The sequence below is a fragment of the Streptomyces sp. NPDC001219 genome (genome assembly GCF_053597915.1).
In genome coordinates, this window is record NZ_JBSFJF010000018.1 from 42,225 (window position 1) to 68,302 (window position 26,078).

General features: G+C 72.8%; 24 protein-coding genes. 6 read left to right on the top strand and 18 right to left on the bottom strand.

Translation table 11 applies throughout. From position 1 onward, the window contains the following. Nucleotides 1–93 precede the first annotated feature (93 nt). The 5 genes from ACWC9R_RS14410 to infC all read right to left on the bottom strand — a co-directional run bounded on the left by ACWC9R_RS14410 (nucleotide 94) and on the right by infC (nucleotide 3,823). Entirely contained in the window at nucleotides 94–1,254 is a 1,161-nt protein-coding gene (locus ACWC9R_RS14410) for an ATP-binding protein (protein WP_450731582.1), read from the bottom strand. Nucleotides 1,255–1,337: 83 nt separating this feature from the next. Next, entirely contained in the window at nucleotides 1,338–2,192 is an 855-nt protein-coding gene (locus tag ACWC9R_RS14415; protein ID WP_450731584.1) for a TrmH family RNA methyltransferase, read from the bottom strand. A gap of 136 nt (nucleotides 2,193–2,328) precedes the next feature. Then, nucleotides 2,329–2,712 (bottom strand): 50S ribosomal protein L20, encoded by a 384-nt coding sequence (rplT, locus tag ACWC9R_RS14420; RefSeq protein WP_018087732.1) that lies wholly within the window; start codon nucleotides 2,710–2,712, stop codon nucleotides 2,329–2,331. 104 nt (nucleotides 2,713–2,816) lie between these two features. Then, complete coding sequence (gene rpmI / locus ACWC9R_RS14425; RefSeq protein ID WP_006607578.1) at nucleotides 2,817–3,011, bottom strand: 50S ribosomal protein L35; 195 nt, start codon at nucleotides 3,009–3,011, stop codon at nucleotides 2,817–2,819. Nucleotides 3,012–3,136: 125 nt separating this feature from the next. Further along, nucleotides 3,137–3,823 (bottom strand): translation initiation factor IF-3, encoded by a 687-nt coding sequence (gene infC / locus ACWC9R_RS14430; protein WP_450731693.1) that lies wholly within the window; start codon nucleotides 3,821–3,823, stop codon nucleotides 3,137–3,139. A gap of 333 nt (nucleotides 3,824–4,156) precedes the next feature. On the opposite strand from infC, the gene ACWC9R_RS14435 reads away from it, so the two are divergent. Continuing rightward, complete coding sequence (locus tag ACWC9R_RS14435) at nucleotides 4,157–4,528, top strand: DUF1844 domain-containing protein (protein WP_362608051.1); 372 nt, start codon at nucleotides 4,157–4,159, stop codon at nucleotides 4,526–4,528. 88 nt (nucleotides 4,529–4,616) lie between these two features. Here ACWC9R_RS14435 and ACWC9R_RS14440 read toward each other — a convergent pair whose 3' ends face one another. The 4 genes from ACWC9R_RS14440 to ACWC9R_RS14455 all read right to left on the bottom strand — a co-directional run bounded on the left by ACWC9R_RS14440 (nucleotide 4,617) and on the right by ACWC9R_RS14455 (nucleotide 8,470). Beyond that, nucleotides 4,617–5,387, bottom strand: a complete 771-nt coding sequence (locus ACWC9R_RS14440) for an MIP family channel protein (protein ID WP_450731587.1) — start codon at nucleotides 5,385–5,387, stop codon at nucleotides 4,617–4,619. Between the two features lie 116 nt (nucleotides 5,388–5,503). After that, the gene (locus ACWC9R_RS14445; RefSeq protein ID WP_450731589.1) at nucleotides 5,504–6,235 is read right to left on the bottom strand and encodes an SseB family protein; all 732 of its coding nucleotides are present in this window, start codon (nucleotides 6,233–6,235) and stop codon (nucleotides 5,504–5,506) included. Nucleotides 6,236–6,278: 43 nt separating this feature from the next. Then, on the bottom strand, nucleotides 6,279–7,448 hold the full coding sequence (gene mycP, locus ACWC9R_RS14450) for a type VII secretion-associated serine protease mycosin (protein WP_450731591.1): 1,170 nt from the start codon (nucleotides 7,446–7,448) through the stop codon (nucleotides 6,279–6,281). Continuing rightward, nucleotides 7,445–8,470 carry a hypothetical protein gene (locus ACWC9R_RS14455; protein ID WP_450731593.1) on the bottom strand — a complete coding sequence of 342 codons (1,026 nt, stop codon included), beginning with the start codon at nucleotides 8,468–8,470 and terminating at the stop codon, nucleotides 7,445–7,447. Before ACWC9R_RS14455 ends, mycP begins: the two co-directional genes overlap by 4 nt. A 505-nt stretch (nucleotides 8,471–8,975) precedes the next feature. On the opposite strand from ACWC9R_RS14455, the gene ACWC9R_RS14460 reads away from it, so the two are divergent. After that, nucleotides 8,976–10,196 carry an amino acid deaminase/aldolase gene (locus ACWC9R_RS14460; protein WP_450731595.1) on the top strand — a complete coding sequence of 407 codons (1,221 nt, stop codon included), beginning with the start codon at nucleotides 8,976–8,978 and terminating at the stop codon, nucleotides 10,194–10,196. Between the two features lie 33 nt (nucleotides 10,197–10,229). Here the strand turns inward: ACWC9R_RS14460 and ACWC9R_RS14465 are convergent, their stop codons facing one another. The 4 genes from ACWC9R_RS14465 to ACWC9R_RS14480 all read right to left on the bottom strand — a co-directional run bounded on the left by ACWC9R_RS14465 (nucleotide 10,230) and on the right by ACWC9R_RS14480 (nucleotide 15,166). Further along, nucleotides 10,230–11,501 carry a haloacid dehalogenase-like hydrolase gene (locus ACWC9R_RS14465; RefSeq protein ID WP_450731597.1) on the bottom strand — a complete coding sequence of 424 codons (1,272 nt, stop codon included), beginning with the start codon at nucleotides 11,499–11,501 and terminating at the stop codon, nucleotides 10,230–10,232. Nucleotides 11,502–11,632: 131 nt separating this feature from the next. Further along, the gene (locus tag ACWC9R_RS14470) at nucleotides 11,633–12,418 is read right to left on the bottom strand and encodes a 3-oxoacyl-ACP reductase (RefSeq protein WP_018087741.1); all 786 of its coding nucleotides are present in this window, start codon (nucleotides 12,416–12,418) and stop codon (nucleotides 11,633–11,635) included. After that, on the bottom strand, nucleotides 12,415–13,785 hold the full coding sequence (locus ACWC9R_RS14475) for an aldehyde dehydrogenase family protein (RefSeq protein ID WP_450731599.1): 1,371 nt from the start codon (nucleotides 13,783–13,785) through the stop codon (nucleotides 12,415–12,417). Before ACWC9R_RS14475 ends, ACWC9R_RS14470 begins: the two co-directional genes overlap by 4 nt. 13 nt (nucleotides 13,786–13,798) lie before the next feature. Further along, nucleotides 13,799–15,166, bottom strand: a complete 1,368-nt coding sequence (locus ACWC9R_RS14480; RefSeq protein ID WP_450731601.1) for a glutamine synthetase family protein — start codon at nucleotides 15,164–15,166, stop codon at nucleotides 13,799–13,801. A gap of 73 nt (nucleotides 15,167–15,239) precedes the next feature. Here ACWC9R_RS14480 and ACWC9R_RS14485 point away from each other — a divergent pair, with 73 nt between their 5' ends. The 3 genes from ACWC9R_RS14485 (at nucleotide 15,240) to ACWC9R_RS14495 (ending at nucleotide 18,373) form a co-directional block, all read left to right on the top strand. Then, complete coding sequence (locus tag ACWC9R_RS14485; RefSeq protein ID WP_450731603.1) at nucleotides 15,240–15,971, top strand: FadR/GntR family transcriptional regulator; 732 nt, start codon at nucleotides 15,240–15,242, stop codon at nucleotides 15,969–15,971. A 140-nt stretch (nucleotides 15,972–16,111) separates the two neighbouring features. Next, nucleotides 16,112–17,581, top strand: a complete 1,470-nt coding sequence (gene eat / locus ACWC9R_RS14490) for an ethanolamine permease (RefSeq protein ID WP_362608034.1) — start codon at nucleotides 16,112–16,114, stop codon at nucleotides 17,579–17,581. 93 nt (nucleotides 17,582–17,674) lie between these two features. Further along, nucleotides 17,675–18,373, top strand: a complete 699-nt coding sequence (locus ACWC9R_RS14495) for a gamma-glutamyl-gamma-aminobutyrate hydrolase family protein (RefSeq protein ID WP_362608032.1) — start codon at nucleotides 17,675–17,677, stop codon at nucleotides 18,371–18,373. Between the two features lie 66 nt (nucleotides 18,374–18,439). Here ACWC9R_RS14495 and ACWC9R_RS14500 read toward each other — a convergent pair whose 3' ends face one another. Next, on the bottom strand, nucleotides 18,440–19,369 hold the full coding sequence (locus ACWC9R_RS14500; RefSeq protein WP_450731606.1) for a LysR family transcriptional regulator: 930 nt from the start codon (nucleotides 19,367–19,369) through the stop codon (nucleotides 18,440–18,442). A gap of 86 nt (nucleotides 19,370–19,455) precedes the next feature. Here ACWC9R_RS14500 and ACWC9R_RS14505 point away from each other — a divergent pair, with 86 nt between their 5' ends. Further along, complete coding sequence (locus tag ACWC9R_RS14505) at nucleotides 19,456–20,601, top strand: TDT family transporter (protein ID WP_450731608.1); 1,146 nt, start codon at nucleotides 19,456–19,458, stop codon at nucleotides 20,599–20,601. A gap of 15 nt (nucleotides 20,602–20,616) precedes the next feature. Here ACWC9R_RS14505 and ACWC9R_RS14510 read toward each other — a convergent pair whose 3' ends face one another. The 4 genes from ACWC9R_RS14510 to ACWC9R_RS14525 form a co-directional block, all read right to left on the bottom strand. Then, a complete protein-coding gene (locus ACWC9R_RS14510; RefSeq protein ID WP_450731610.1) occupies nucleotides 20,617–21,354 on the bottom strand; it encodes a helical backbone metal receptor in 738 nt (245 codons plus the stop codon). Between the two features lie 62 nt (nucleotides 21,355–21,416). Next, on the bottom strand, nucleotides 21,417–21,851 hold the full coding sequence (locus ACWC9R_RS14515; RefSeq protein ID WP_450731612.1) for a hypothetical protein: 435 nt from the start codon (nucleotides 21,849–21,851) through the stop codon (nucleotides 21,417–21,419). 244 nt (nucleotides 21,852–22,095) lie between these two features. Continuing rightward, entirely contained in the window at nucleotides 22,096–24,693 is a 2,598-nt protein-coding gene (locus ACWC9R_RS14520; RefSeq protein ID WP_450731614.1) for an ABC transporter permease/substrate binding protein, read from the bottom strand. Continuing rightward, nucleotides 24,686–25,879 carry a quaternary amine ABC transporter ATP-binding protein gene (locus tag ACWC9R_RS14525; protein WP_450731616.1) on the bottom strand — a complete coding sequence of 398 codons (1,194 nt, stop codon included), beginning with the start codon at nucleotides 25,877–25,879 and terminating at the stop codon, nucleotides 24,686–24,688. The genes ACWC9R_RS14520 and ACWC9R_RS14525 overlap by 8 nt, the downstream gene beginning before the upstream one ends. Between the last annotated feature and the right edge of the window lie 199 nt (nucleotides 25,880–26,078).

A 26,078-nucleotide genomic window follows, 5' to 3' on the forward strand; every position in this document is an offset into this window, starting at 1 on the left:
GCCGCGCGGCCGGTCCGCGCCCCCGCGGGGCGCCCTCCCACCCGTCGCCCACCACCGCCCTTTGCACGACGCTTCGCGGCTTCCCCCTAGTTATCAGGCCATGAAGGCCGGCGCCGCGACGGGCAGGCTAAATCGGAACTGCGCGCCGCCGGCCGGGGCGCGGCCGACCGTGATCGTCCCACCGTGGGCCTCGACGATGCCCTTGACGATGTAGAGGCCCAGGCCGGTGCCGCCGCGCTTGCTGCCCCGCCAGAAGCGGGTGAACACACGGCTCATCGATTCCTCCGGGATACCGGGGCCCTCGTCGCTCACGGTGACGCTCGTCCCCTCCGTGCTGGTCGCATCCGTTACCGGTCCGACCTCGATGGTGACGGTTCCCTCGCCGTGGCGCACCGCATTTTCCAGCAGGTTGCCCAGGACCTGGTCCACCTTGTCCGGGTCCGCCCACAGATCGGGCAGCGGTTCCAGCATCCGGATCAGGAAGCGGTCGGGTTGCTGGCCGGCGGTGGTCTGCGCCTGGACGTGCCGGCGCACCGCGGCGCTCATGTCGACCCGCTGCCGGCGCACCTCCAGCCGCCCCGAGTCGATCCGGGAGATGTCCAGCAGCTCGGCGATCAGCCGGGTGACCCGGTTGGCGTCGGCGTCCACCGTCTCCAGCATCAGCCGCTTCTGGTCGTCGGTGAAGCGCTCCCACTTCTGGAGGAGGGTGGCGGTGAAGCCCTTGACGGAGGTCAGCGGCGAGCGCAGCTCATGGGCGACGGTGGCGATCAGCTCGGCATGGCTGAGTTCCGTACGGCGCCGGGCCTCGGTGCCGCGCAGCGCGATCACCAGCCGCTGGACGGGCCCGGTCGGCCGGCTGCGGACATAGCGGGCGGAGACCAGCACCTCGCGGCCGCCGAGGAGCAGATTGCGCTCGGGCTGGCCGCGGCGGATGGCGAGCCCGCCATAGGGGTCGGTGAGCCGCCACCAGCGGCGGCCCTCGATGTCCTGGAGCGGCAGAGCGTGTTCGAGGGCGCGGCCGACGGCGTCCTCGGGGGCGATGTCGGTGATCCTGGCCGCGGCGGCGTTGAAGCAGATCACCCGGCCGGTCTCATCGGCGACGACCAGGCCGTCGGGCAGATCGTCGGGCTCCAGCCCGAGACCGGCCCCCAGGGCGTCCGGTCCCCCGGCCGGAGCGGGCGACGGCACGCGCGGCGGCCCGTCGGGCCGACGGCCGTCAGCGGTGACTGCGGTTCCGGAAGTCCGCGCACTCATCCCCGTAACCCCCTTCCGGGCCCCCGAGCACGCAAGCCTACTAGCTCGCACCGGAAGTGCCCCGAAGATCGGGGGGACACCCCTCAGGCGGGTGACACCGCGCGGCAGCCGCCGGGACCGCGCTGGGCGCGGGCGGAGGCATAGAGGCAGACCGCGGCGGCCGTCGCGAGGTTGAGGCTCTCGGCCCGGCCGTGGATCGGCACCCGCACCACGGCGTCCGCCAGCGCCCGGGTCTCCTCGGGAAGGCCCCAGGCCTCGTTGCCGAAGACCCAGGCGCTGGGCCCGCCCATGGAGCCGGTGTCCAGCTCGGCGTCCAGGTCACGGTCGCCCGCGCCGTCGGCGGCGAGGATGCGCACACCGGCGGACCGCAGTCCGCTCACCACCCGTTCGACCGGGACGCCCACCGCTACCGGGAGGTGGAAGAGCGAACCGACCGAGGCCCGTACGGACTTGGGGTTGTAGAGGTCCACGGAGGCGTCGGTCAGCACGACCGCGTCGGCGCCCGCGGCGTCCGCGCAGCGCAGCACCGTACCGGCGTTGCCGGGGTCCCGGACGTTGGCGAGCACCGCGACCAACTGCGGGCGGGCGGCGAGGATCTCCTCGAACGGCGAGTCGAGGAAGTCACAGACGCCGAGCAGGCCCTGCGGGGTGACCGTCTGGGAGATGTCGGCGACGGTCCGGTCGTCGGCGTGGTGCACCCGCACCCCGGCCGCGCGGGCCGCCTCGACGATGTCGGCGTGCCGCTCGGCGGCCTCGACGGTGGCGAACAGCTCGGTGAGCGTGGGCGTACCGCCCGTGCGGTGCGCGATGGCCTCCCGTACGGCCTGCGGGCCCTCGGCGATGAACCGGCGCTCCTTGCCGCGGAAGGCACGGCGGGCCAGCCGCCGGGCGGCGGTGACGCGCGGGGAACGCGGGGAGATCAGCTCGGGGGTGCCCATGGGCGGCGGCTCGCTTCTGTTGTTCGGCGGTGCGTGGGGGTTCCGGTCCGTCCGCGCGGACGGGGCCGGGTCCGGAAAAGCGGCGGACCCGCAGGCCGGGGCCTGCGGGTCCGTCACTACGTCGTCAGGCTGAAGTTCAGGCAGCCTTCGGGGCGTTGACGTCGCTCGGAAGCGCCTTCTGCGAGGCCTCGACGAGCGCGGCGAACGCGTTGGCGTCGTTGACCGCGAGGTCGGCCAGGATCTTGCGGTCCACCTCGATGTTGGCGGCCTTCAGACCCTGGATGAAGCGGTTGTAGGTCATGCCGTTGGCGCGGGCAGCGGCGTTGATCCGCTGAATCCACAGCTGACGGAAGTCGCCCTTGCGCTTCTTGCGGTCGTTGTAGTTGTAGACGAGGGAGTGGGTGACCTGCTCCTTCGCCTTGCGGTACAGGCGGGAGCGCTGGCCACGGTAGCCGCTGGCCTGCTCGAGGATCGCCCGGCGCTTCTTGTGGGCGTTGACTGCCCGCTTGACGCGTGCCACTTGTTAACTCCTTGTAGCGGGGCCGTGGTTGTCGTCACACGGCCCGAATCGATTGGGTCCCGGTCCGAGTCGCGCGCCCCCTCCAGTGTGTGGGGCGCGTCGGCTCACTTGCCGAGAAGCTTCTTGATCTTCGCGGCGTCGCCCGGGGCCATCTCGGCGTTGCCGGTGAGGCGACGCGTCACGCGGGACGACTTGTGCTCGAGCAGGTGGCGCTTGCCGGCGCGCTCGCGGAGCACCTTGCCGGAGCCGGTGATCTTGAAGCGCTTGCTGGCACCGCTGTGCGTCTTGTTCTTCGGCATGCGCCGTTCTCTCCTCGTCAGGGGCGCTCCCGCAGGCACGAATCCGGCGAGCGGGAGCGTCATGTATATCGATTGCTGTCCGGGGCGGGGTACCCCGGCGTGAACCGGGGCTCACGCCTCGGGGATCACGCCTCGGCGGGCTCCTCGGTGGGCTCCTCCGCGGGAGCTCCACCCTGGCGCTCCGCCTTGCGGGCGGCCTGCGCCTCACGGGCCTCGGCCATCGCCTCGGTCTTCTTCTTGTGCGGACCGAGGACCATGATCATGTTTCGGCCGTCCTGCTTCGGATTCGACTCGATGAAGCCGAGGTCCTCCACGTCGGACGCGAGCCGCTGCAGCAGCCGGAAGCCCAGCTCGGGGCGGGACTGCTCGCGACCACGGAACATGATCGTGATCTTGACCTTGTCACCCTGCTTGAGGAACCGGACGACGTGACCCTTTTTGGTGTCGTAGTCGTGCGGGTCGATCTTCGGCCGGAGCTTCATCTCCTTGATGACCGTGTGCGCCTGGTTCTTGCGCGCCTCACGGGCCTTCATGGCCGACTCGTACTTGAACTTCCCGTAGTCCATGAGCTTGCAGACGGGCGGGCGAGCGTTCGCCGCCACCTCGACCAGGTCGAGGTCGTACTCCTGAGCAAGCTCAAGGGCCTTGGCAAGCGGAACAATCCCGACCTGCTCGCCGCTGGGACCGACAAGTCGCACTTCGGGAACGCGAATCCGGTCGTTGATGCGGGGCTCGGCGCTGATGGATCCTCCTCGGTAGCACCACGCGACGGCCTGGCGGACTGCCGCGTAACGTCTTTTCGGTGTGACCAACCGCGCCGGTACATGCAAAACGCCCCGGACGGGACACAGGCGGGGCTCCACGTGGATCTGGAGCACCGCCGCGAAGTCTCCGCGGGGCGCAGCCGGACCATTGACCCGCCAACCGTGAGGTCGGTCGGGTGGGAGATCGGAGCCTCCACTTGTGGGCCGGTCACATGCGTGTCCGGCCGGTCGGAACACCAGAATACACGAGTCAAGGGGTGGCACCCACTTCTGTGCGGCCACCGGCCTGCTCCGTGACCAGGATGACACTCCCGGACGCGGGGTCCGCAGGCGCTGCCCATAGGCTGGAGCCGACCCCTCAGCAGGAAGAAGCCCGAAGACATGAGTGACCAGACCCCGCAGCAGCCCGGCGCAGCACCTACCGACTTCGACGCCATGACCCGTGACATCGCGGAGGTGCCGGCGGTCGAGGTGATCACCACGGTCGCGGTGCATCTGATGAGTTCGGCGGCGGTCAACCTCGGGCTCGCCGAGGAGGGCGAGGCCCACAAGGACCTCGACGAGGCGCGCAAGCTCATCCAGGCGCTGGCCGGGCTGGTCACCGCCAGCGCCACCGAGATCGGCTCGTACCACGCGGCGCCGCTGCGGGACGGGCTGAAGTCGCTGCAGCTGGCGTTCCGGGAGGCCTCGGTCGTGCCGGACGAGCCGGGCCAGGGCCCCGGGGAGAAGTACACCGGCCCGGTCCACGGCTGAGCCGGGCGGCGGACGCCGCACCCACACGACGACGGGCCCCGGCCGGGGATACGGCCGGGGCCGTCGCCGTGCGGTGCGGGCGCCGCGCTCAGGGCAGGTCTTCGGGCGCGGCCGTGGGCTGCTGGGGCATCGCCTCGTCGGCGACGAGGACCGGCTCGTGCGGCGGGTGGGTGACCTGGTGCACCACCGACGCGAGGGCGGCGCCGATCAGGGGCGCGACGATGAACAGCCACAGCTGGGTGATGGCCGCGCCGCCGGCGAACAGCGCCGGGCCGATGGAGCGCGCCGGGTTCACCGAGGTGCCGTCCAGCGGGACGCCGATGAGGTGGACGGTGGCCAGGGCCAGTCCGATCGCCATGCCGTTGAAGCCGATCACGGCCACCTTGTGGGTGACCGCCAGCCACACGTAGACGAGCAGGAAGGTCATCAGTATCTCGGCGACGAAGGCACCGCCGAGGTTGAGGTGGACCGCCGAGCGGTCGCCCCAGCCGTTCGTGCCGAAGGAGGCGTGGGTCTGCAGGCCGGGGATCTGCTTGGCGACCAGGAAGAGCAGCGCGGCGCCGGCGATGGCGCCGACCACCTGGGCGATCCAGTACTCGGTGGCCGTCCGCAGGGTGATCCGGCGGGACAGCAGCATGCCCAGGGTCACCGCGGGGTTGACGTGGCAGCCCGAGACCGGGCCGAGGGCGTAGGCCAGTGCCACCATGGTGAAGCCGAAGGCCAGGGCGATGCCGAAGGTCCCGATGTACTCGCCCGCCAGCACTGCCGAGCCGACGGCGAAGAACACCAGGAGCAGGGTGCCGAGGAACTCGGACACGACCGTGCGGGTCAGCACCGTCGAGATCTCCGTCTTCTCCATGGGGGCTCTCCTCGCGTGGATCTTGAGCTCTCCTCGCATTGTGCGGCCCTGGAGACGAACCCGCCCGTTGACGGCCGGGGGCCCGGCCGGGGGCTCCGGGCCCCCGGCGTGGGGTGTCAGCGCCGGTAGAGCGGTTCCCCGGCCGTGGCGCCGCCGGGCGGCAGCAGGGCCAGGTCCAGGCCGCGGACCAGCCGGGCGCGCAGCGCCTCGTCGGCGGCCAGGGCGCGGGCCAGCCGCTGGGCCACCTCGGTGGCCGGGGCCCCGGGGGCGAGGCCGAGGGCGAGCGTGCCGTCGGTCTCGGCGGACGGCGTGAGGCGGGCGAGGAGCACGGCGGGCTCGGCGTCGAGCAGGGCGCGCAGGGCGTCGGTGACGGCCGGGTCCGCGAGCGGGTCGGCGGTGGTGCGGCCCTCGGCGAGCGCGCGCAGCGCGGGGCCGGTGAGCTGGTAGGTCACCGGTCCCGCCAGGTCGACGACCACGGTGTCGGCCTGCTCGTGGGAGGCGGCGAGCAGGGCCTGCGGCAGCGGGACCGCGACCGGGCGGGCGTCGGCGCGCCAGCGCTGGAGGGTCTCCGTGGAGGTGAAGGCGGGAAGGGCGCGGCGGCCGTCCGGGGCCTGGAGGGTGGGGACGGCCATGTCGCTGGTCTTCTCCCGGCGCAGGCCGTCGGGTCCGGTCTCGACCTCGCCGAGGACGGCCACCACGGGCACCAGGACGCGTGCGCCGGCCAGCGCCGTCAGCAACTCGGGCTCGGCGCTCCGGTCCCGGCCGTACGCCGCCAGGGCCGCGGCCAGTGCCGGGTCGGCGGAGCCGTCGTCGTCGGCGAAACCGGGGTCGGGAATGTTCTTCTGCACCGCCCGAGCGTATCGGGTGGCCTTCCGGCGGCCCCGGGGGCGGTCAGCGGCCGAGGGAGCGGTTGCGCCAGAGGACGGCGGCGGCCGCGAGGAGGACCAGGCCCGCGGCGCCGGCGGCCCAGGGGAGCCAGGGGGTGGCGGTGTCCTCGGTGTCGTCCGCGGTGGGCCCGGGGCCGAAGTAGCGGTCGGTGTAGGCGGCGGGGGACGGCTTCTGGGGCGTGGGCCGGAGGTCCGCTGCCGCGTCGAGCGCGGCGGCGGGGTCGATCAGGCCCGCGCCGTAGTCGTCGTCCCGGCCGCCCTCGGGGCTGTCCTGCGCGGTGGAGGTGAGCACCCGGCGGATCTGGGCCGGGCTCAGGTCGGGGTGCGCGGAGCGGAGCAGGGCGACGGCGCCGGAGACGAAGGCGGCGGCGGGGCTGGTGCCCCAGCCGGAGAGGTAGTCGTCCTCGGGGTCGGCCATGACGATGTCGAAGCCGGGCGCGCTGACCGTGGCGTACCAGTGGCGGGTGGAGAAGCGGGCGCGGCCGCCCAGGTGGGTGACGGCGGTGGCGGTGATGACGCCCGGGTAGGCGGCGGGGTAGGAGACGTGGTTGCCCTTCTCGCCGCCGTTGCCCGCGGAGGCGACGACGGGGATGCCCTTGCCGAGGGCGTACTGGATGGCGGCGTCCTCGCGGGGTTCGGGGTGGGCGGACTCGCTGTCGTCGCCCAGCGACATGTTGATCACGTCGGCGCCGTGGTCGGCGGCCCAGCGGATGCCGTCGGCGAGTGCGCCGGCCTTCTCCGTGCGGGCCCGGCCGCGCTGTGGGTCGTCGTCCTCCAGGATCACCCGGACCGGCAGGATCTTCGCCTCCGGGGCGAGTCCGAGCACCCCGTCCCCCCGGCCCCTGCCGTGGCCGTGTCCCGCGATGATGCTGGCCATGCCGGTGCCGTGCCGGGCCCAGGCGCCGTCGCCGGGGCCGGCCCCGAAGCCCACCAGGTCCCGCTCCGGTTCCACCTGTCCTTCCAGGTCGGGGTGGTTGGCGTCCACCCCGGTGTCCAGGACCGCGACGGTGACGCCCTCGCCCTTGGTGGTGCGCCAGGCCCGCTCGGCGTGCACGGCGTCGAGGGCCCACTCCTGGTCGCGGAGGGCGTCGGCCCGTGCCGGGACGGCGGGCAGGACGGCGAGCGCCGCGGAGGCCAGGGCGAGCGCGGTGGCGCGCAGCACGGGGTACGTCATGACGGTGCCTCCGTGGTCTGCGTGGTGCTGCCGGACGCCTTGCGGAAGTCCGTCCCGATGCGGTCCGCCAGGCCCTTGGCGTCGTGTCCCAGGCCGGATTCGGCGGGGGCGGTGGTGACGCCGGGCCGGACCGCGGCCTCGGCGGGCTGCGGGTCGGTGACGGCACGGCCGTCGGCGAATCCGGAGACCGCGAAGACCACGACCGGGATGTCGGTGAGGATGCGTACGGTCCAACTGGCGCGCTGGGCGCGGCCGAAGTCCTCGGCGACGGTGCCCTTGGCGGCGTACGACAGTGGCAGCAGGTCGGTGCGGGTGCCCAGACTCCCGGTGCTGAAGCGGGTGTTGAGGGCCATCATCCCCGGCTGGTCGGTCCGGGTGGTCTGTGCCCCGACCGTGATGACGCTGCTGCGGGTGGCATCGGCGTAGGTGGCGCGCAGCAGCCGTTCGCAGCCGGCCCGGAGCAGCGCCGCGGCGAGCTTCGGGTCGTAGGCGGCACGGCAGCCGCTGTCCGGGGCGACGGCGATCCGGGTCCAGGTCCGGTCGGCGCCGCCGGGGCCGACGCCCAGGCCGTTGACGGTGCGCGGGAAGAGCCGGTCGACGGGGGTGTTGTGCCAGACGTCGCGGCCCTTGGCGAAGGTGGCCGCCGCGGTGGGCGGGGCGGCGTCGGCCTCGTCGGTGAGCCAGCTCCCGGCCGCGGCACCGCCGACCAGGCCGATGCCGAGGACCAGGCAGGCCGCGGCACCGAGCAGCCGGGGGGCGGGGCGGCGGACGGCCGGGGGCCGGGGGCCCGTCGGCGCGCCCGGCGCAACTCCGCGGTGCGGAGGGGTGGTCGCGGGCCAGGGCGCGGGGCTTCCCGGCGCCGCGGGGGCGCCCGGCGCGGCGCCGGTGGCGCGGTCGTCGCTCCACAGGTTCTGGCTGTGGGCGAGGTGGAAGGCGGCGGTGTCGCGGAAGGTGACGGGGCGGCCGGCGGGCGGCGGCGGGGTGGGGGCGGCCGCTCCGGCGGGGGCCGGGGGTCCGGGCACGCGGTCCGGGCGAGGCGGCTGCGCACCGGCGGGCGGGGGCACACGGGGCACACGGGGCGCGGCGGGCGGGGGCGCGGGGGCCGCCGCGGCGGGCGGCGGGGCCGTGGGGCGCGGCGGGACGCGGCGCGTTGCGGCGGGCGTCCCGGGGGCCGGTACCGAGGGATCGGCCGGTACCCGGCGCAGCACGGCGGTCCGCGGGTCCCCCTCCGGCTCCGGCGTCCCGGCCGGAACGGGCCGCCGGGGCGGCTGCGGGGGTATCGGTGGAATGTGCCGGGCATCGGCGAATTCGGCGTCGGTGCTCACCCGTGCTCCCCCTTGCACCGCTTGCCCCCGGCCCGATCCGCAATCGGGGCACGGTGGTTCGTATCCGGACAACACGCCGCTGACCTGCTGGTTGCGGTGTCGGGCCACTCTAAGGGCTGGTGTGGCCGGTGCTCCAACCCCTGTCCGCTCTGTCGCAATCTCTCCCCTACCCAGTGGTAGTGGGGTCTGGCAGGCTGCGCCCATGTCCCCGTACACATCCGACGCGGATGCCGACAAAGCGCTCTATGACCGGGCCACCGCCTCCCTCGACGCGCCGCTGGCCGTCGTGGACCTGCGGGCCTTCGACGCCAACGCGGCCGATCTGGTGCGCCGTTCCAGGGGCAAGCCGATCCGGGTGGCGAGCAAGTCGGTGCGCTGCCGGGCGCTGCTGGAGCGGGTGCTGGCCATGGACGGCTTCGCCGGGATCATGAGCTTCACGCTCGCCGAGTCGCTGTGGCTGGCGCGCTCGGGCTTCCCGGACGTGCTGCTGGCGTATCCGTCGGCGGACCGGGCGGGCTTCGCCGAGCTGACCGCCGCTGCGGAACTCGCGGCGGCGGTGACGGTGATGATCGACGACCCGGCGCAGCTGGATCTGGTCGACGCGGCCCGGCCGGCCGGCGGGGCGGGCGAGGAGATCCGGGTGTGCCTGGAACTCGACACGTCCTACCGTCCGTTGGCCGGGAGAGTGCGGGTCGGTGCCCGCCGTTCCCCGCTGCGCTCCCCCGGCCAGCTGGCCGCGCTGGCCCGGTCGGTGGTGCGCCGCCCGGGGTTCCGGCTGGTGGGGCTGATGGCGTACGAGGGGCATGTGGCGGGTGTCGGTGACGAGGTCGCGGGCAAGCCGGTGTTCTCGCGGGCGATCCGGGTGATGCAGGCGGCGGCGCGCCGGGAGCTGGCACAGCGGCGCTGGGCGGCGGTCCGCGCGGTGCGGGAGGTGGCGCCGCGGCTGGAGTTCGTCAACGGCGGCGGGACCGGCAGTGTGCAGCACACCGCGGCGGAGGCGGCGGTCACCGAGGTCGCGGCCGGGTCGGGGCTGTACGTGCCGCGGCTGTTCGACAACTTCCGTTCGTTCAGCGGGCGTCCGGCGGCGCTGTTCGCCCAGCCGGTGGTGCGCCGGCCGGGCCCCGGGGTGGTGACGGTGCTGGGCGGCGGCTATCCCGCGTCGGGCGTGGCGGGGCCGGACCGGCTGCCGGTGCCGTATCTGCCGGCCGGGCTGCGCTACGACCCGCAGGAGGGCCCCGGCGAGGTGCAGACGCCGCTGCTGGGGCCGGCCGCCGACGGGCTGCGGATCGGCGACAAGGTGTGGTTCCGGCACGCGAAGGCCGGTGAGCTGTGCGAGCGGTTCGGCGAGCTGCGGCTGATCGACGGGGACCGGGTGGTGGACACGGTGCCGACGTACCGCGGGGAGGGGCACACCTTCCTGTGAGGGCGTGCCCCTCCTTGGCGCCGCCGGCCCGCGTCAGCCGTGGACGCGGTCCTGCTGGTCGGGCACGACGGTGCCGTCGGGGCGCTGGACCGGCCCGAGGGTGCCGTCCGGCTGGGTGTAGCCGGTGGTGGCGCAGGGGTACGGGTCGGCCTGGCGCTTCTTCGGCTCGATGAACATCGGGTTGACGAGCCAGCGGTGGTCGCTGTTGTCGTAGGCCCGGCACATGAACTCGGCCTTGTTGCGGTTGATCGCCAGATGGGCGCCGGTAGCGTCGCCGACGAAGGTCACGTCCGTCTCGGCGTCGCCGGCCGCGAAGGCGGGGCGGTGTGCCCGGTCCTGCTGTTCCCAGGCCTCGGCGCCCTTGACGCCGTAGATCTCCTGGTTGATCCAGCAGCGCTTGCCGTCCATGTACGTCAGGACCTCGCCGTGGGTGTCCTTGACGTCGCCGCAGCCCTGGACGCCGGTGGTGAGCCGGCCGTCGCGGACGAGGTTGCGGATGCCGATGGTGTGCTCGCGGTCGATGCCGACGCCGGGCGCCCAGGCCCGGACCAGCGGTTCGGCCGACGCGGAGACGATGTAGACGTCGAAACCGGCCTTCTTGAGGGTGCCGATGAGGTCGCGCTGCTGGGTGTAGTAGCGGACGTACCCCTCCATCGTGTGCGTGCCGACCTTCTGTTCCGTACCGATCGGCGCGGCGAGGTTCTCGGCGCGGGCGGCGCGGGCGAAGGCGGTCAGTCGCGACGGGCTGTGGCCGGCGAACAGCTGGGTGATCCAGACGTATTCGGGGACCGTGCGGCGGTGGTTCCAGGTGCCGGTGAACGCCTTCTTGCCGGTGGAGGTCTTGGCGTCCTGGTAGATGTCGAGGATCTCGTCGGTGCAGCCGGTGTCCGTCGACGTCGGCAGCGGCCGGCCGGCCGGTATGGCGGTGCCGCATGCCTTGGTCAGCGCGCGGGCGGCGTCCGCGGTCATCCACTTGTTGGTGGCTTGCCAGTTCGCGGGGCGCAGCACCTTGTCGTGGCGGAGCATCCAGGCCAGCGTGGCGTCGGAGATGTCGTTCTTGACGACGGTGTTGTCCCAGTCGAAGGTCGCGACCGGCTTCGCGCCGCCGTGGCCGGAGCAGCTGCCGCGCTCGTCGATCATCTTCTGCAGCTTGGCCCGGTTGTCGCCGTACCAGCCCTTGGACACATGGAGGGTCGGGCAGTGACTGGGGGACGGCCCGGCGGTGGCGGTCTGGGCCGCCACCACACCGCCGCCCACGACCGCGAGGGCGGCACCCGCTGCCAGCCAACGACGCTTGTTGAGCATGGAGCACTCCTGTCGAACGAAGAACCGAAGGCGGACGCTAGCGCATGGCGGCCGGCGTCGTGCGACGTCCGGCCGCCATGGTGCCGACGCGGAGGTGAACTCCAGCGGGATTCGGGTGAAATCCCGTGGGGCTACAGCGGGGTCACATACGCGCCCGCGATACCGCCGTCCACCAGGAACTCGGCGGCGTTGACGAACGAGGAGTCGTCGCTGGCGAGGAAGGCGACCGCGGAGGCGATCTCCTCGGGCTCGGCGAACCGGCCGACGGGGACGTGCACCAGGCGGCGCGCGGCACGCTCGGGGTCCTTGGCGAACAGCTCCTTCAGCAGCGGGGTGTTCACCGGCCCCGGGCACAGGGCGTTGACCCGGATGCCCTCGCGGGCGAACTGCACGCCCAGTTCGCGGGACATCGACAGCACGCCGCCCTTGGAGGCGGTGTAGCTGATCTGGGAGGTGGCGGCGCCCATCACGGCCACGAAGGACGCGGTGTTGATGATGGAGCCGCGGCCCTGGCGCTGCATGTAGGGCAGGGCGTGCTTGCAGCAGAGGTAGACCGAGGTCAGGTTGACCTCCTGGACGCGCTTCCAGGCGTCCAGGCCGGTGGTGAGGATCGAGTCGTCGTCGGGCGGCGAGATACCGGCGTTGTTGAAGGCGATGTCGACCGAGCCGTAGGTGTCGAAGGCGGTCTTGTAGAGCGCCTCGACCTGCTCGGAGTCGGTCACGTCGACCTGGACGTAGGTGCCGCCGACCTCTTCGGCCGCGGCCTTGCCCGCCACCTCGTCGATGTCGGCACAGACGACGTTGGCGCCTTCGGAGGACAGTCGGCGGGCGGTGGCCAGGCCGATGCCGCTGCCGGCTCCGGTGATCACGGCGGTACGGCCGACGAGGCGGCGGCACACTGCGGTCTGGTCGGTCACTTGCTCTCCTCTGTGCTGATGAAGATGTTCTTGGTCTCGGTGAAGGGCGTCAGTGCGTCCGGGCCCAGCTCGCGGCCGAGTCCGGACTGCTTGAAGCCGCCGAAGGGGGTCCAGTAGCGCACGGCGCTGTGGGAGTTGACCGAGAGGTTGCCGGCCGCGACGGCGCGCGAGACCCGCAGCGCCCGGCCGACGTCCCGGGTCCACAGCGACCCGGACAGCCCGTAGTCGGTGTCGTTGGCGATCCGGACCGCGTCGGCCTCGTCCTCGAAGGGGAGGACGACCGCGACCGGGCCGAAGATCTCCTCGACGGCCGTACGGTCGCCGGGGCGGCCCTCCAGGACGGTGGCCGGGTACCAGAAGCCCTTGCCGGCGGGTGCCTCGCCGCGGATGGCGGCCGGTGCGTCCTCGGGGACGAAGGACCGCACCCGCTCGCGCTGGGCGGCGGAGATCAGCGGGCCCATCTGCGTCGCGGGATCGGCCGGGTCGCCGACCGTGAACGCCTTGACGGCGGGCTCCAGCAGCTCCATGAAGCGGTCGTAGACGGAGCGCTGGACCAGGATGCGGCTGCGGGCGCAGCAGTCCTGGCCGGTGTTGTCGAGGAAGGAGCCGGGGGCGGCGGCCGCGGCGGCCTCGACGTCCGCGTCGGCGAAGACGATGTTGGGGCTCTTGCCGCCGAGTTCGAGGGTGAGCCGCTTGGTCTGTGCCGCGCAGCGGGCGGCGATCTGCCGGCCGGTGGTGGTGGAGCCGGTGAAGACGACCTTGGCGACGCCGGGGTGGTCGACCAGTGCGGTGCCGGTGACCTGTCCCTCGCCGGGCAGGACCTGGAAGAGGCCCTCGGGGAGCCCGGCCTCCAGGGCGAGTTCGGCGAGCCGGAGCGCGGTGAGCGGGGTCGTCTCGGCGGGCTTGAGCAGCACCGCGTTGCCGGCCGCGAGCGCGGGGGCGGTGCCCCAGGCGGCGATCGGCATCGGGAAGTTCCAGGGGGCGATGACGGCGACGACGCCGAGCGGCTCCTGGATGGTGATGTTCAGTCCGCCCGCCACCGGGATCTGGGTGCCGGTGAGGCGCTCCACTCCCCCGGCGGCGTAGTGCAGCAGATCGCGGACGTTGCCGGCTTCCCAGCGGGCGTTGCCCAGGGGGTGGCCGGCCTCCTGCAGTTCGAGCTCGGCGAGCGGGTCGACGTGGGCGTCGACGACCTCGGCGAACCGGCGCAGGATGCGGGCCCGGTCGCCGGGTGCCACGGCGGCCCAGGCCTCCTGGGCTCCGGCCGCCCGGCGGACCGCGGCGTCGACTTCCTCGGGGGAGGTGGTGGGAACGGTGGCCACCACTTCCTCGGTGGCCGGATTGAGGATCTTCAGCTCGTGCAACACGGGTGGTGGTTCCTTACATGCGCTCGAAGGAGCGGAAGCGCTCCCAGTCCGTGACGGCGGCGTCGTAGGCGTTCTGCTCGACGCGGGCCATGTGGCGGTAGTGGTCGACGACCTCGTCGCCGAAGGCCTCCCGGGCGATGGCGCTGTTCTCCCACAGCTCGGCGGCGTCGCGCAGGGTGGTGGGGACATGGGCGGCGTCGCCGGTGTAGGCGTTGCCGGTGGTCGCCTCGGGGAGCTCCAGCTCGTGCTCTATGCCGTAGAGCCCGGCCGCGACCATGCCGGCGACCGCGAGGTAGGGGTTCACATCGCCGCCGGGCAGGCGGTTCTCCAGGCGGTGGCCGCGGCCGTGGCCGACCACCCGCAGGGCGCAGGTGCGGTTGTCGGGCCCCCAGGCGACGGCGGTGGGCGCGAAGGAGCCGGGGCGGAAGCGCTTGTAGGAGTTGATGTTGGGCGCGTAGAGGAGGGTGAAGTCCCGCATCGCGGCGACCTGGCCGGCCAGGAAGTGCTGCATGGTCCTCGACATGCCGTACGGGCCGTTGTCGTCGGCCAGTACCGGCCGCCCCTCCGCGTCCTGGAGCGAGAGGTGGATATGACAGGAGTTGCCCTCGCGCTCGTCGTACTTCGCCATGAAGGTGAGCGACATGCCCTCCTGCGCGGCGATCTCCTTGGCGCCGGTCTTGTAGATGCTGTGCTGGTCGCAGGTGGTGAGCGCCTCGTCGTAGACGAACACGATCTCGTGCTGGCCGAGGTTGCACTCGCCCTTGGCGGACTCGACGGTCATCCCGGCCGCGCCCATCTCGTTGCGGATGCGGCGCAGCACGGGCTCGACGCGGCTGGTGCCGAGGACGGAGTAGTCGCTGTTGTGCTGGTTGGCGGGGTTCATCCCGCGGTAGCCGCGCGACCAGGCGTCCTCGTAGGTGTCCTTGAAGAGCATGAACTCCAGCTCGGTGCCGGCGAAGGCGCTCCAGCCGCGCTCGGCGAGCCGGTCGAGCTGGCGGCGCAGGATCTGCCGGGGCGAGGCGACGACCGGGGAACCGTCGTGCCAGGCGAGGTCGGCGGTGATCAGGGCGGTGCCGGCGTTCCACGGGGTGATGCGCAGGGTGGCGGGGTCGCCGTGCATGGCGAAGTCGCCGTAGCCGCGCTCCCAGGAGGACATCTGGTAGCCCTCGACGGTGTTGAGGTCGACGTCGACGGCGAGGAGGTAGTTGCAGCCCTCCGTACCGTGTTCGAGGACGGTGTCGAGGAAGTATCGGGCCGCGAACCGCTTGCCCTGGAGCCTGCCTTGCATGTCGGTGAAGGCGAGGACGACAGTGTCGATCTCCCCGGCGTCGACGAGGACCCTGAGTTCCTCGACGGAGAGTGGGGGCGTGCGGTCTGCCACGGTGTTGCCTCCTGTCACTGCATCCGGAGGTCATAAGGTAGGCACACGAACCATTGATTGGGAAGGGGTGTCGATGGAGAGTGCGGCTGATCGGCTGGCACCGGTGCTGCGACCGGTGCGGGCGGGCAACGGATTCGAGGAAGCCCTGGAACAGATACTCCAGATCGTCCGGCTCGGCCTGGTGCCCCAGGGTGAACGGCTGCCCGCCGAGCGGGAGTTGGCGGAGCGACTGCAGATCAGCCGGGTCACCCTGCGCGAGGTGCTGAAGGTCCTGCAGGACGAGGGCCTGGTGGAGAGCCGGCGCGGGCGCTACGGCGGCACGTTCGTCCGGGTGCGCACGGAGAACCCGGGCGAGGCCGAGCTGCGGCGCCGGACCGAGAAGGTCGACGTCGAGGACACCCTGCGCTTCCGGGAGGTGCTGGAGGTGGGCGCGGCGGGGCTGTGCGCGGCCCACGGGCTGTCCGACGCGCAGAGCGGCCGGCTGCGGGCGGCGCTCGCGGCGACCCAGGACGCCCCGCTCGCCGACTACCGCAGGCGTGACACCCTGCTGCACCTGACGCTCGCCGAGCTGTCCGGCTCGCCGTCCCTGGCGGCGCAGTACGCGGCGGTACGGGCGCGGGTGAACGATCTTCTGGACTGCATTCCGCTGCTGGTCAGGAACCTGGAGCATTCGCAGACCCAGCACACCGCACTGGTCGAGGCGGTGCTGGAGGGCGATGCGGACGGGGCACGCGAGGTGATGCGGGAGCACTGCTGCGGGACCGCGGCGCTGCTGCGGGGCTTCCTGACCGCGCCGCCGCCGTGAGACACCGGGCGGCGGCCGGTCCGTGGGCCCGGGTTAACCATTCTTTTACGCACGGGTCTTGCGCTGGACCGCTCCCCAGAGCAAAGGTATGCCGCTGAACCTTTGCTCGATTTCCCCCCTCGGCGAGGCAGGAGCGGCTCATGGCCGACAACACGGAATCGCAGACCGCACCGCCCCTCGGGGCCACCGGCAGCACATCGCCCGACGAGACCTATCTGGAGCGCCGGACCCTCCGCCGCGGCAGCGCGGGCCCCCTGCTGCTGACCGGCCTGGGCGTCGCCTATGTCGTCTCCGGCGACTTCTCGGGCTGGAACAACGGTCTGGCGCAGGGCGGCTTCGGCGGCCTGGCGATCGCCGCCGTCCTGATGGGCCTGATGTACACCTGTCTGGTCTTCGCGCTGGCGGAGCTGGCCTCGATCCTGCCGACCGCGGGCGGCGGCTACGGCTTCGCCCGGCGCGCCCTGGGCACCTGGGGCGGCTTTCTGACCGGCACCGCCATCCTGATCGAATATGTGCTGGCACCCGCCGCGATCTCCATTTTCATCGGTGACTACGTCGAGTCGCTCGGCCTCTTCGGGCTGCACTCCAGCTGGCCGGTCTATCTCGCCTGCTTCGCGATCTTCATCGGCATCCATCTGTGGGGCGTGGGCGAGGCCCTGCGCTTCAGCCTGATCGTCACCGCCATCGCGGTCGCCGCGCTGATCGTCTTCGCGCTGGCCGCGCTGACCGAGTTCCATGTCGACGCGCTCAACGACATCCCCGTCAAGGAGGGCGCCTTCGGGGCCAGCTCCTGGCTGCCGTTCGGCCTGCTGGGGATCTGGGCGGCCTTCCCGTTCGGCATGTGGTTCTTCCTGGGCGTCGAGGGCGTGCCGCTGGCGGCCGAGGAGACCAAGGACCCGGCCCGTTCGCTGCCCAAGGCGATGGCCGCCGCGATGGGCATCCTGCTGCTGCTCGCGCTGATCACCTTTGTCGCCGCGACCGGCGCGCGCGGCTCGGCGGCGATCCAGTCGGTGGGCGATCCGCTGGTCCAGGCGCTGCAGCCGGACGGCAAGCCGACCACCGTCAGCCGGGTCGTCAACTACGCCGGTCTCGCGGGCCTGGTGGCCTCCTTCTTCTCCCTCATCTTCGCCGGTTCGCGCCAGCTGTTCGCGCTCTCCCGGGCCGGCTACCTGCCCCGCTTCCTCTCCCTGACCAGCCGCCGCAAGGCCCCCTACCTGGGTCTGCTGGTGCCCGGCGCACTGGGCTTCGCGCTGGCCGCGGCGACCGGCGACGGCGCCCGGATGCTCAATGTCGCGGTCTTCGGCGCCACCATCTCCTACGCGCTGATGGCGCTCTCGCACATCGTGCTGCGCCGCCGCGAGCCCGGCCTCGCCCGGCCCTACCGCACCCCCGGCGGCATGGTGACCTCGACCGTCGCCTTCGTCCTGGCCTGCTCGGCGCTGGTGGCGACGTTCCTGGTCGACAAGGAAGCCGCCTTCATCGCCCTCGGCGTCTACGTCGTGGCGCTCGCCTACTTCGCCTTCTACTCCCGGCACCGGCTGGTGGCCACGGCGCCCGAGGAGGAGTTCGCGGCGCTGGCGGCGGCGGAGGCCGAACTCGCACGCGACTGACCGGCACCCCCGGGACACCACGGCCGGCCGGGACCTCCCGGCCGGCCCGTCCCGTCCCCGCACCCACCCCCCACCCACGGAGGACCACACCGCATGTCCCAGCCCCTCATCGGCATCAGCACCTACCAGGAGGAGGCCCGGTGGGGGGTGTGGACGCTGCCCGCCGCGCTGGTGCCCGCCGGGTACCCGGCGATGGTGCAGCGCTCGGGCGGGCTGCCCGCGCTGCTGCCGCCGGGTGATCCGGCCACCGCGGCCGCGACCGTCGCCCGCCTGGACGGCCTGGTGGTCGCCGGCGGCGCGGACGTCCAGCCGGCCCGCTACGGAGCGGAGCCGCACCCCCGCACCGGCCCGCCCGCCCTGGACCGGGACGCCTGGGAACTGGCCCTGATCGAGGCCGCGCTGGCGGGCGGCGTCCCGCTGCTGGGCATCTGCCGGGGTCTCCAGCTGCTGAACGTGGCGCTGGGCGGCACCCTCATCCAGCACCTCGACGGACACTCCGGGCCCCCCGGGGTCTTCGCGGAGCACGAGATCAAGCCGGTCCCCGGCACCCTGCTGGGCCGTACGCTCCCCGAGCCGGTCGCCGTGCCGACCTACCACCACCAGGCCGTGGACCGGATCGGCCGCGGGCTGCTGGTCTCGGCACACGCGGAGGACGGCACCATCGAGGCGCTGGAACTCCCGGGCGCCTACGGCTTCGCGCTGGCGGTGCAGTGGCACCCGGAGGCCGGGGAGGACACCCGGGTGATGGAGGCGCTGGTCGCCGCGGCACGGGGGACGTCCCCGGCGGAGTGAGCGCCCGGCGCAGCCGTGGTTCACGGGCTAGCTACCCCGCTCCCCCGCTGTCAGGGGCGCCGGCCTTCAGGGCGCGCCGCGGGTCAGCCCGAGCAGTTCGCGGGCCGGGCCCGCGGGCCGCTGCCCCGTGGGCCACACGGCGCGCAGCGCACGGCCGAGGCGCAGCCCGCGCACCGGGATCTCCACCAGCCGGCGCGCGGTCAGCTCCTCGCCGACGGCGAGTTCGCTGAGGACGGACGGCGCCGCCTCGCTCACCACCGCCGCCTTCACGGCGGTGGTCGAGGCGAGTTCCAGGAGCGGATCGGCCAGGCCGCCGTGCCGGGCGAGCGCCGCGTCCAGCACCTGGCGGGTCCCGGAGCCGCGCTCGCGCAGGATCAGCGGGGTGGCGGCCAGTTCGGCGGCGGTCAGCTCCGTACGGCGCCTGGTCCAGGGATGGGACGGGGCGGCGACCACGATCAGCCGGTCCTGACCGATCACCGTCCCGTCCAGCCCCGCCGGCACCTCCAGCCCCTCCACGAAACCGAGATCCGCCGCGCCCGCCAGCAACCGCTCGGCGACCACGCTGGAGTTGCCCGCCAGCAGCGACACGGCGGTGTCCGGCCGCCGCGCGCGCAGCGCGATCAGCCAGCCCGGCAGCAGATACTCGGCGATCGTCATGCTGGCCGCGACCCGCAGCCGGGAATCGCGCCGCCCGCGCAGCGCCTGCGCCCCCGCGTCGAACGCCTCGGCCGCCTCCACCACCCGCCGCGCCCAGTCCGTCACCAGCACACCGGCGTCCGTCAGCCGGGAGCCGCGTGGCGAGCGCTCCACCAGCGCCACCCCCAACTGCCGCTCCATGGACCGGATACGGCTGCTGGCGGCGGGCTGGGTGATGCCCCGCGCACGGGCCGCCCGCCCCAGACTCCCGAGCCGGGCCACGGCGAGCAGCAGCTCCAACGCGCCCAGATCCGGGACCCGGTGCGCCAACGACACGGCGGGCTCGTCCCCGTCACCCATCAATCCCCCTGCACATAACCCCAGCTTATGCCCTCATAGACACAAGGTCCCTGGTGGCGGGTGCGAGGGGCGGCGACGCTGGTCTCATGGCAACCCTCGCGCAAGCACCTTCCCGTACCGGCACCACCGCCGCCGGCACCCCGCCGGCCCCGGGCCGGGCCTCGGTCCGCCATCTCGGACCGAACTGGTACGCCACCGTCATGGGCACCGCGATCGTCGCGAGCGCCGGCGCCGCCCTGCCGCTCACCGCGCCCGGTCCGCGCACCGTCTACCAGGCGGTCTGGGCGCTGTCCGCGCTGATGCTCCCGGTACTGCTGGCCGCCAGAGCCGTGCACTGGGCCCGCCACCGCGACCAGGCGCGCCGCCATCTGCTGGACCCGGCCGTCGCCCCGTTCTACGGCTGCCTGGCCATGGCGCTGCTGGCGGTCGGCGGCGGCACCCTCGCGGTGGGCCGGGACGTCATCGGCACACCGGCCGCGGTGGCCGCCGACGCCATGCTGTGGACCGCTGGCACCCTGACCGGTCTGGCGACCGCCGCGGTGATCCCGTACCTGATGGTGACCCGGCACCGGATCGAGCCCGGCAGCGCCTCCCCCGTCTGGCTGCTGCCGCTGGTCGCGCCCATGGTCTCGGCGGCGCTCGGCCCGGCGCTGGTGCCGCATCTGCCGGCCGGCCAGGCGCAGCGGGCCCTGCTCTTCGCCTGCTACGCCCTGTTCGGGATGTCGCTGCTGGCCACGCTGCTCGTGCTGCCGCTCGTCGTGTCCCGGCTGCTCCACCACGGTCCGCTCCCCCTGGCGCTCACCCCCACGCTGTTCCTCGTGCTCGGGCCGCTGGGCCAGTCCACCACCGCCGTGAACCACCTCGCCGATGCCGCACCGGGCGTCGTGGACGCCACCACCGCCCACGCCATGGGTGCCTTCGCGGTGCTCTACGGCGTCCCGGTGATGGGCTTCGCGCTGCTCTGGCTGGCGCTGGCCGGCGCGCTGGTGGTCCGCGCGTTCCGCCGCGGTATGGGCTTCTCGATGACCTGGTGGGGCTTCACCTTCCCCCTCGGGACCTGCGTCACCGGCGCGGCGGGCCTGGCCCGGCACACCGGTGTCGGCGCCTGGGACTGGCTGGCCGCGGCGCTGTTCGCGGCCCTGGTGGCGGCGGTGGCGGTGGCCGGTGCCCGCACCGCGACCGGCCTGGCCCGCGGACAGCTGCTGAGCCCGCCCCGGCCGGTCACGCCGTAGCCGTCCCCCGCTTCCTCACCGGGCCCCGGCCAGCGCCCGCGCCAGTACGGCCGGGGCCCGCACCAACGACGGCCCGTACCAGGTCAGAAAACGGCCGCTGACCAGCGCGGCGGGCAGCCCGGGAAAGGCCTCGGGACCGTCTTCGGCGCTGAAGCGGTAGGGCTCGTCGGGCAGCACCACGAGATCGGCGGGGGCGGCGGTCAGCTCGTCGAGCGGGATACGGGGGTAGCGGTCGGCGTGGTCCGCGTAGCGGTTCCGGACGCCCAGCCGGGCCAGCAGATCACCGGCGAAGGTGTCCCGGCCCAGCACCATCCACGGCCGGCGCCAGACCGGGACCACCGCCGTCCGCTCCACCGCCGGGGGCGGCAGCGCCCGCCAGGCGGCCTCGGCGTCGTCCAGCCAGCCGGGCCGGGACAGTCCGCAGCCGGTCACCACGACCCGCTCCAGTTCGCGCCACGCCTGGTCCAGCGTCCGCACCTCGGTGACCAGGACCTCCGGTCCGGCGGCCCGGAGCGCGTCCAGGTCCTGCGGACGGTTCTCCTCCTCGTTGGCGATCACCAGGTCGGGCGCCAGGGCCACGATCCCGGCGACGTCGGGGTTCTTCGTGCCGCCGATCCGGGCGGCGCCGAGCCCGGCGGGATGGCTGCACCAGTCGGTGACCCCGACCAGGAGTTCCGGCGCGCACTCGGCCACCGCCTCGGTGAGCGACGGCACCAGGGACACCACGCGCCGCGGGGAACGGTGACCGGTCATCCGCTCACCGTACGCGCCCGCCCCGACGCCGTCAGCACACCGGCGTCAGCCCGCGGCCCGGCTCAGGACCGCCCGCCTACCGTGCGCCGCAGCCAGAACGCCGCCCCCGTGGCGAGCGCGAGCAGCGCCAGCCCGCCGGCCGCCTGGGCGGCGTTCACCCCCTCGACCCGGCCGTCGCGCACGGTGACGGTCTCGGTGAAGCTCGCCCCGCCCGCCGCGCAGTGGATGGTGACGGGGTAGCGGCCCGGCGCGGTCCCCTCGGCGACCCGGGTCCGGGCGGCCATCCCGCGCTCCCCCGCCCGCAGCGTCACGGTGCCGAACAGGCGCGACGAGGCCCGCACCCCGCGCGCCGGGTCGCACCGGCTGCCGTCGCTGATGCGCACCCGCTGCCCGGCCACCACCGGGTCCGGGTCGACCCGGGCCGCGGCGGACGGCGCGGCGAGCCCCAGGGCTGCGGCGCAGAGCAGGGTGACGGCGACGGGGTGTGCGGGCTTCACGGTGATCTCCTTCGCCGGCCGCGCGCACGGCGGCCCCTCAGGAAAAGCGGGGACACTGCTGAGCGAATCACCTGACCCACCCCGCCGCGCCGCACACGCCGCCGGTCGGGTGATCCGCCGCCGGCACACGAAGCAGCGGGCCCCGCCGCCCGGCGACTGCCGGGGGCGGGGCCCGCCACCTCACACGGGTGGGCCGCACGACGGCGCGGCCCGCGCGGGCGCGCGAACCGCGTGCCGTACGCGGCTACTTCACCGGCGCCATCTTGTCGACGATGCCCGGATGGTCACCGATCCACTTCTCGACGCCCTTGTTCTCGTTGCCCTTGCCGGCGTCCTGGATGTCCTGCTCCAGGCTGCCGAGCTGCTCGGGGCTCATCTTCCAGTTCTTCAGCCAGCCGTGGAACTCCGGGAACTTCTCCGGGAAGCTCTTGTGGCCGAGCGTCTTGATCTGGTTGTTGGCGCCCCAGGTGCCCTTGGGGTCGGCGAGCTTGGTGAGCTTGTACTTGCTGTACGCCCAGTGCGGCGACCACAGCACCACCGCGACGGGCTCCTTCTTGCGGTACGCCCGGTCCAGCTCCGTCAGCATGGCGCTGGTGCCGGCCGGGGTGACCTCGAAGTCCTGGAGCCCGTAGGCCGGTGCGACGGTGTCCTTCAGGCGTTTCATCTCGCCGGTGCCCGGCTCGATTCCGATGATCTTGCCCTGGAACTCGTCCTTGTGCTCCCGCAGATCGTCCATGGTCTTGACGCCCTTGACGTAGGACGGCACCGCGATCTCCAGCGAGGTCTTGTCGTACCAGGGGCCGACGTCGACCAGGTCCTTCTTGTACTTGTCCCAGTACTGCTTCTGCGCGACGGGCAGCCAGCCGTCCGTCTCCACATCGATCTGGCCCGTGGACAGTCCGGTCCACATCGGCCCGACGTCGAGGTTGCGGATGTTCGGCTGGTAGCCGCGCTTCTCCAGGACGTTCTTCCACAGGTACGTGGTGGCGATGCCCTCGTCCCACGCGGGGTAGCCGATGTTCGGCGCCTTCCCGGCGTCCTTGCCCTTCGCGTAGGCGGCGTCGGCGGACGGCGCGAGCTTGTCGACCAGGCCGGGGTGCTTCTTCAGCCAGGTGCGCACGCCCTCCTGCTCATGGCCCTGACCGGCGTCCTTGATGTCGCTCTCCAGGCTGGTGAGCTGCTTCTCGTCCAGGTGGAACCTCTTCATCCACTTGGCGACCTCGGGCTCGTCCTTGGCGAAGCCCTTACGGCCCAGCAGGTGCAGGCCGTCACCGGAACCGAAGGAGCCCTTGGGGTCCTTGAGCTTGGTGAGCTTGTACTTGTCGTACGCCCAGTGCGGGGACCACAGCGTGACCGCGATCGGCTTCCTGGCGTGCAGCGAGCGGTCCAGCTCGGTGAGCATGGACGCGGTGCTGGACTCCTGGACCTTGTACTCGCCGCCCAGGCCGTAGTCCTTGAGAACCTTGTCCTTGAGGATCTTCATCTCGCCGGCGCCCGGCTCGATGCCGGTGATCTTGCCGCCGAGCTCGCCGCCCTTGCCCTTGAGGTCGTCGAGGGTCCTGACGCCCTTCATGTAGGACGGGACCGCGATCTCCAGGGAGGTCTTGTCGTACCAGGTGCCGAGGTCCTCCAGCTTGTCCTGGTACTTCTTCCAGTAGGAGGCGTGGGTGGTCGGCAGCCAGGCGTTGGTCTGGACGTCGATGTCACCCCGGGCCTGCCCGGCGAACAGCGGGCCGGCCTCCAGGGCCTGGACCCTGGGCTTGTAGCCGCGCTGCTCCAGGATCTCCTTCCAGAGGTACGTGGTGGCCTTGCCCTCGTCCCAGTTGACGTAGCCGAGGCTGATCGGCCGGCCGTTGCCGCCGCCCTTGCCGGCGTCCTTGCCGAGGTAGCCCATCCCGCCGGCGAGCAGCGCCAGCACGACGATGCCGACCATGGCCACGGAGGTGGCGGGCCGCCAGTGGAGGAACTTCAGTCCGCCGAGCGTCGCCTGCGCCTTGGCCAGCGCCCGCCGGCCGAGCGGGGAGACCCGCTGGTTGAGCGCGCCGGTCATCCGGTCCAGGTACATGGCGAGGATGACGACGGCGATGCCGGACTCGGCGCCCAGCGCCACGTCGACCGAGCTGATCGCGTTGTAGACGGACGCGCCGAGACCGCCGCCGCCGACCATGCCGGCGATGACGACCATGGACAGCGCCAGCATGATGACCTGGTTGATACCGGCCATGATCGTGGGCAGCGCCAGCGGCAGCTGGACGCGGAAGAGCGTGCGCCGCGGGTGGGTGCCGAACGCCTCGGCGGCCTCGACCAGTTCCCCGTCGACCTGCCGGATGCCGAGCTCGGTCATCCGGACCGCGGGCGGCATGGCGAAGACGATGGTGGCGACGATGCCGGGGACGACACCGAGGCCGAAGAAGAGGATGCCGGGGATGAGGTAGACCATCGCCGGCATCGTCTGCATCAGGTCCAGGACCGGACGCAGCACCCCGCCGACGACCCGGCTGCGGGCCGCCCAGATACCGAGCGGCACCGCGACCACCACGGTGATCAGGCAGGCCACCAGCACCAGCGAGAGCGACTCGATGGTCGGGTCCCACTGTTCGACCGAGTCGATCAGGGCGAAGCCGAGGAAGGCGAGCGCGGCGGCCGGCAGCCCGCGCAGCCACCAGGCGAGCACCGCGAAGATGCCGGCCAGCAGCAGCGGCTCGGGACCGGCGAGGACGGTGTGAATCCCGTCGTAGAGACCGTTCAGCACCTTCGTGATGAGGGTGAAGAGCCAGTCGAGGTTGTCGCGCAGCCAGTTGACGGCGGTCTCCGCCCAGCTGCCCATCTGAATCCTAGGCACCGGCGTTCACCTTGTCCTCGGGCTCGTTTCCGGCCGGCGCGTCCGCCGCGGGGGTCTTGCCGAGCGTCACCGCCGTGCCGCCGGGGGCCGGAGCGGGAATCCCGCCGGCCGGGTCCTGCCGGTCGGCTTCGCCGAGGACGGCGAGCAGCCGTTCGGCCGTCACCGCGCCGACCAGCTCTCCGCGCTCGTCGGTCACCGCGACCGGAACACCGCTGGTCGAGCAGGGCGTGAACAGCTCGGCCAGCGGGGTGTCCACACTGACGGTGGCGGGCGCCGCGGCCCGGAACTCCGCCGCGGTGCCGAGCTTGCCGCCCTCCGGGGTGGTCGCCCCGAGCACGGTCCCGACCTCGGCCATCACCGCGCCCGCGGTCAGCACCCGCGCACGGTCCACGTCCTGGGTGAAGGAGGCGACGTAGTCGTTGGCGGGCGTGACGAGGATGTCCTCGGCGCTGCCGGTCTGCACGATCCGCCCGTCCCGCATCACCGCGATCCGGTCGCCGAGGCGCATCGCCTCGTTGAGGTCGTGGGTGATGAAGACGATGGTCTTCTTCAGGGTCTTCTGGAGTTCCAGCAGCTGGTCCTGCATGTCACGACGGATCAGCGGGTCGAGCGCGCTGAAGGACTCGTCCATCAGCAGCAGGTCGGCGTCGGTGGCCAGCGCCCTGGCCAGGCCCACCCGCTGCTGCATCCCGCCGGACAGCTCGTCGGGCCAGGACTTCTCCCAGCCCTTGAGCCCGGTGAGTTCCAGTGCCTCGGTGGCGCGCCTGGTGCGCTCGGCGCGGGGGACGCCCTGCACCTCCAGACCGTAGGCGGCGTTCTCCAGCACACTGCGGTGCGGGAAGAGCGCGAAGTGCTGGAAGACCATGGAGATCTTCTCGGAGCGGACCCTGCGCAGCTCCCTGTCGCTGAGCGAGGTGAGGTCCTGGCCGTCGATCCGGACGGTTCCGGCGGTCGGCTCCAGCAGCCCGTTGAGCATCCGCAGCAGGGTGGACTTGCCGGACCCGGACAGACCCATGACGACGAAGATCTGGCCCTCGTCCACCTCGATCGACGCGTCGATCACCGCGGCGGTGGTGCCTTCGGCCCGCAGCTCGTCCCGGCTCTCACCGGCTTCGAGTTTGCGGACCGCGTCCTCGGGTCGTCTGCCGAACACCTTGTACAGGTGCTCGGCTTGCAGCCTGGACACATATGCCTCTCTTGTTGTGCGGGGTACGACCTGCCACCCCCGTAGCCAGGTCGTGGAGCGGCGCGGGTTCGGCCCGCCTTTTACCGGTCGAATAGTTGAATCTCGACCGGGTCCACTCCCGGCTGCGCGCCTGCCCCTCTTTATCTGGCTCAAACACGACGGTGAGCCAGCTCACACCGGTGTGACGTAAGGGGCATAC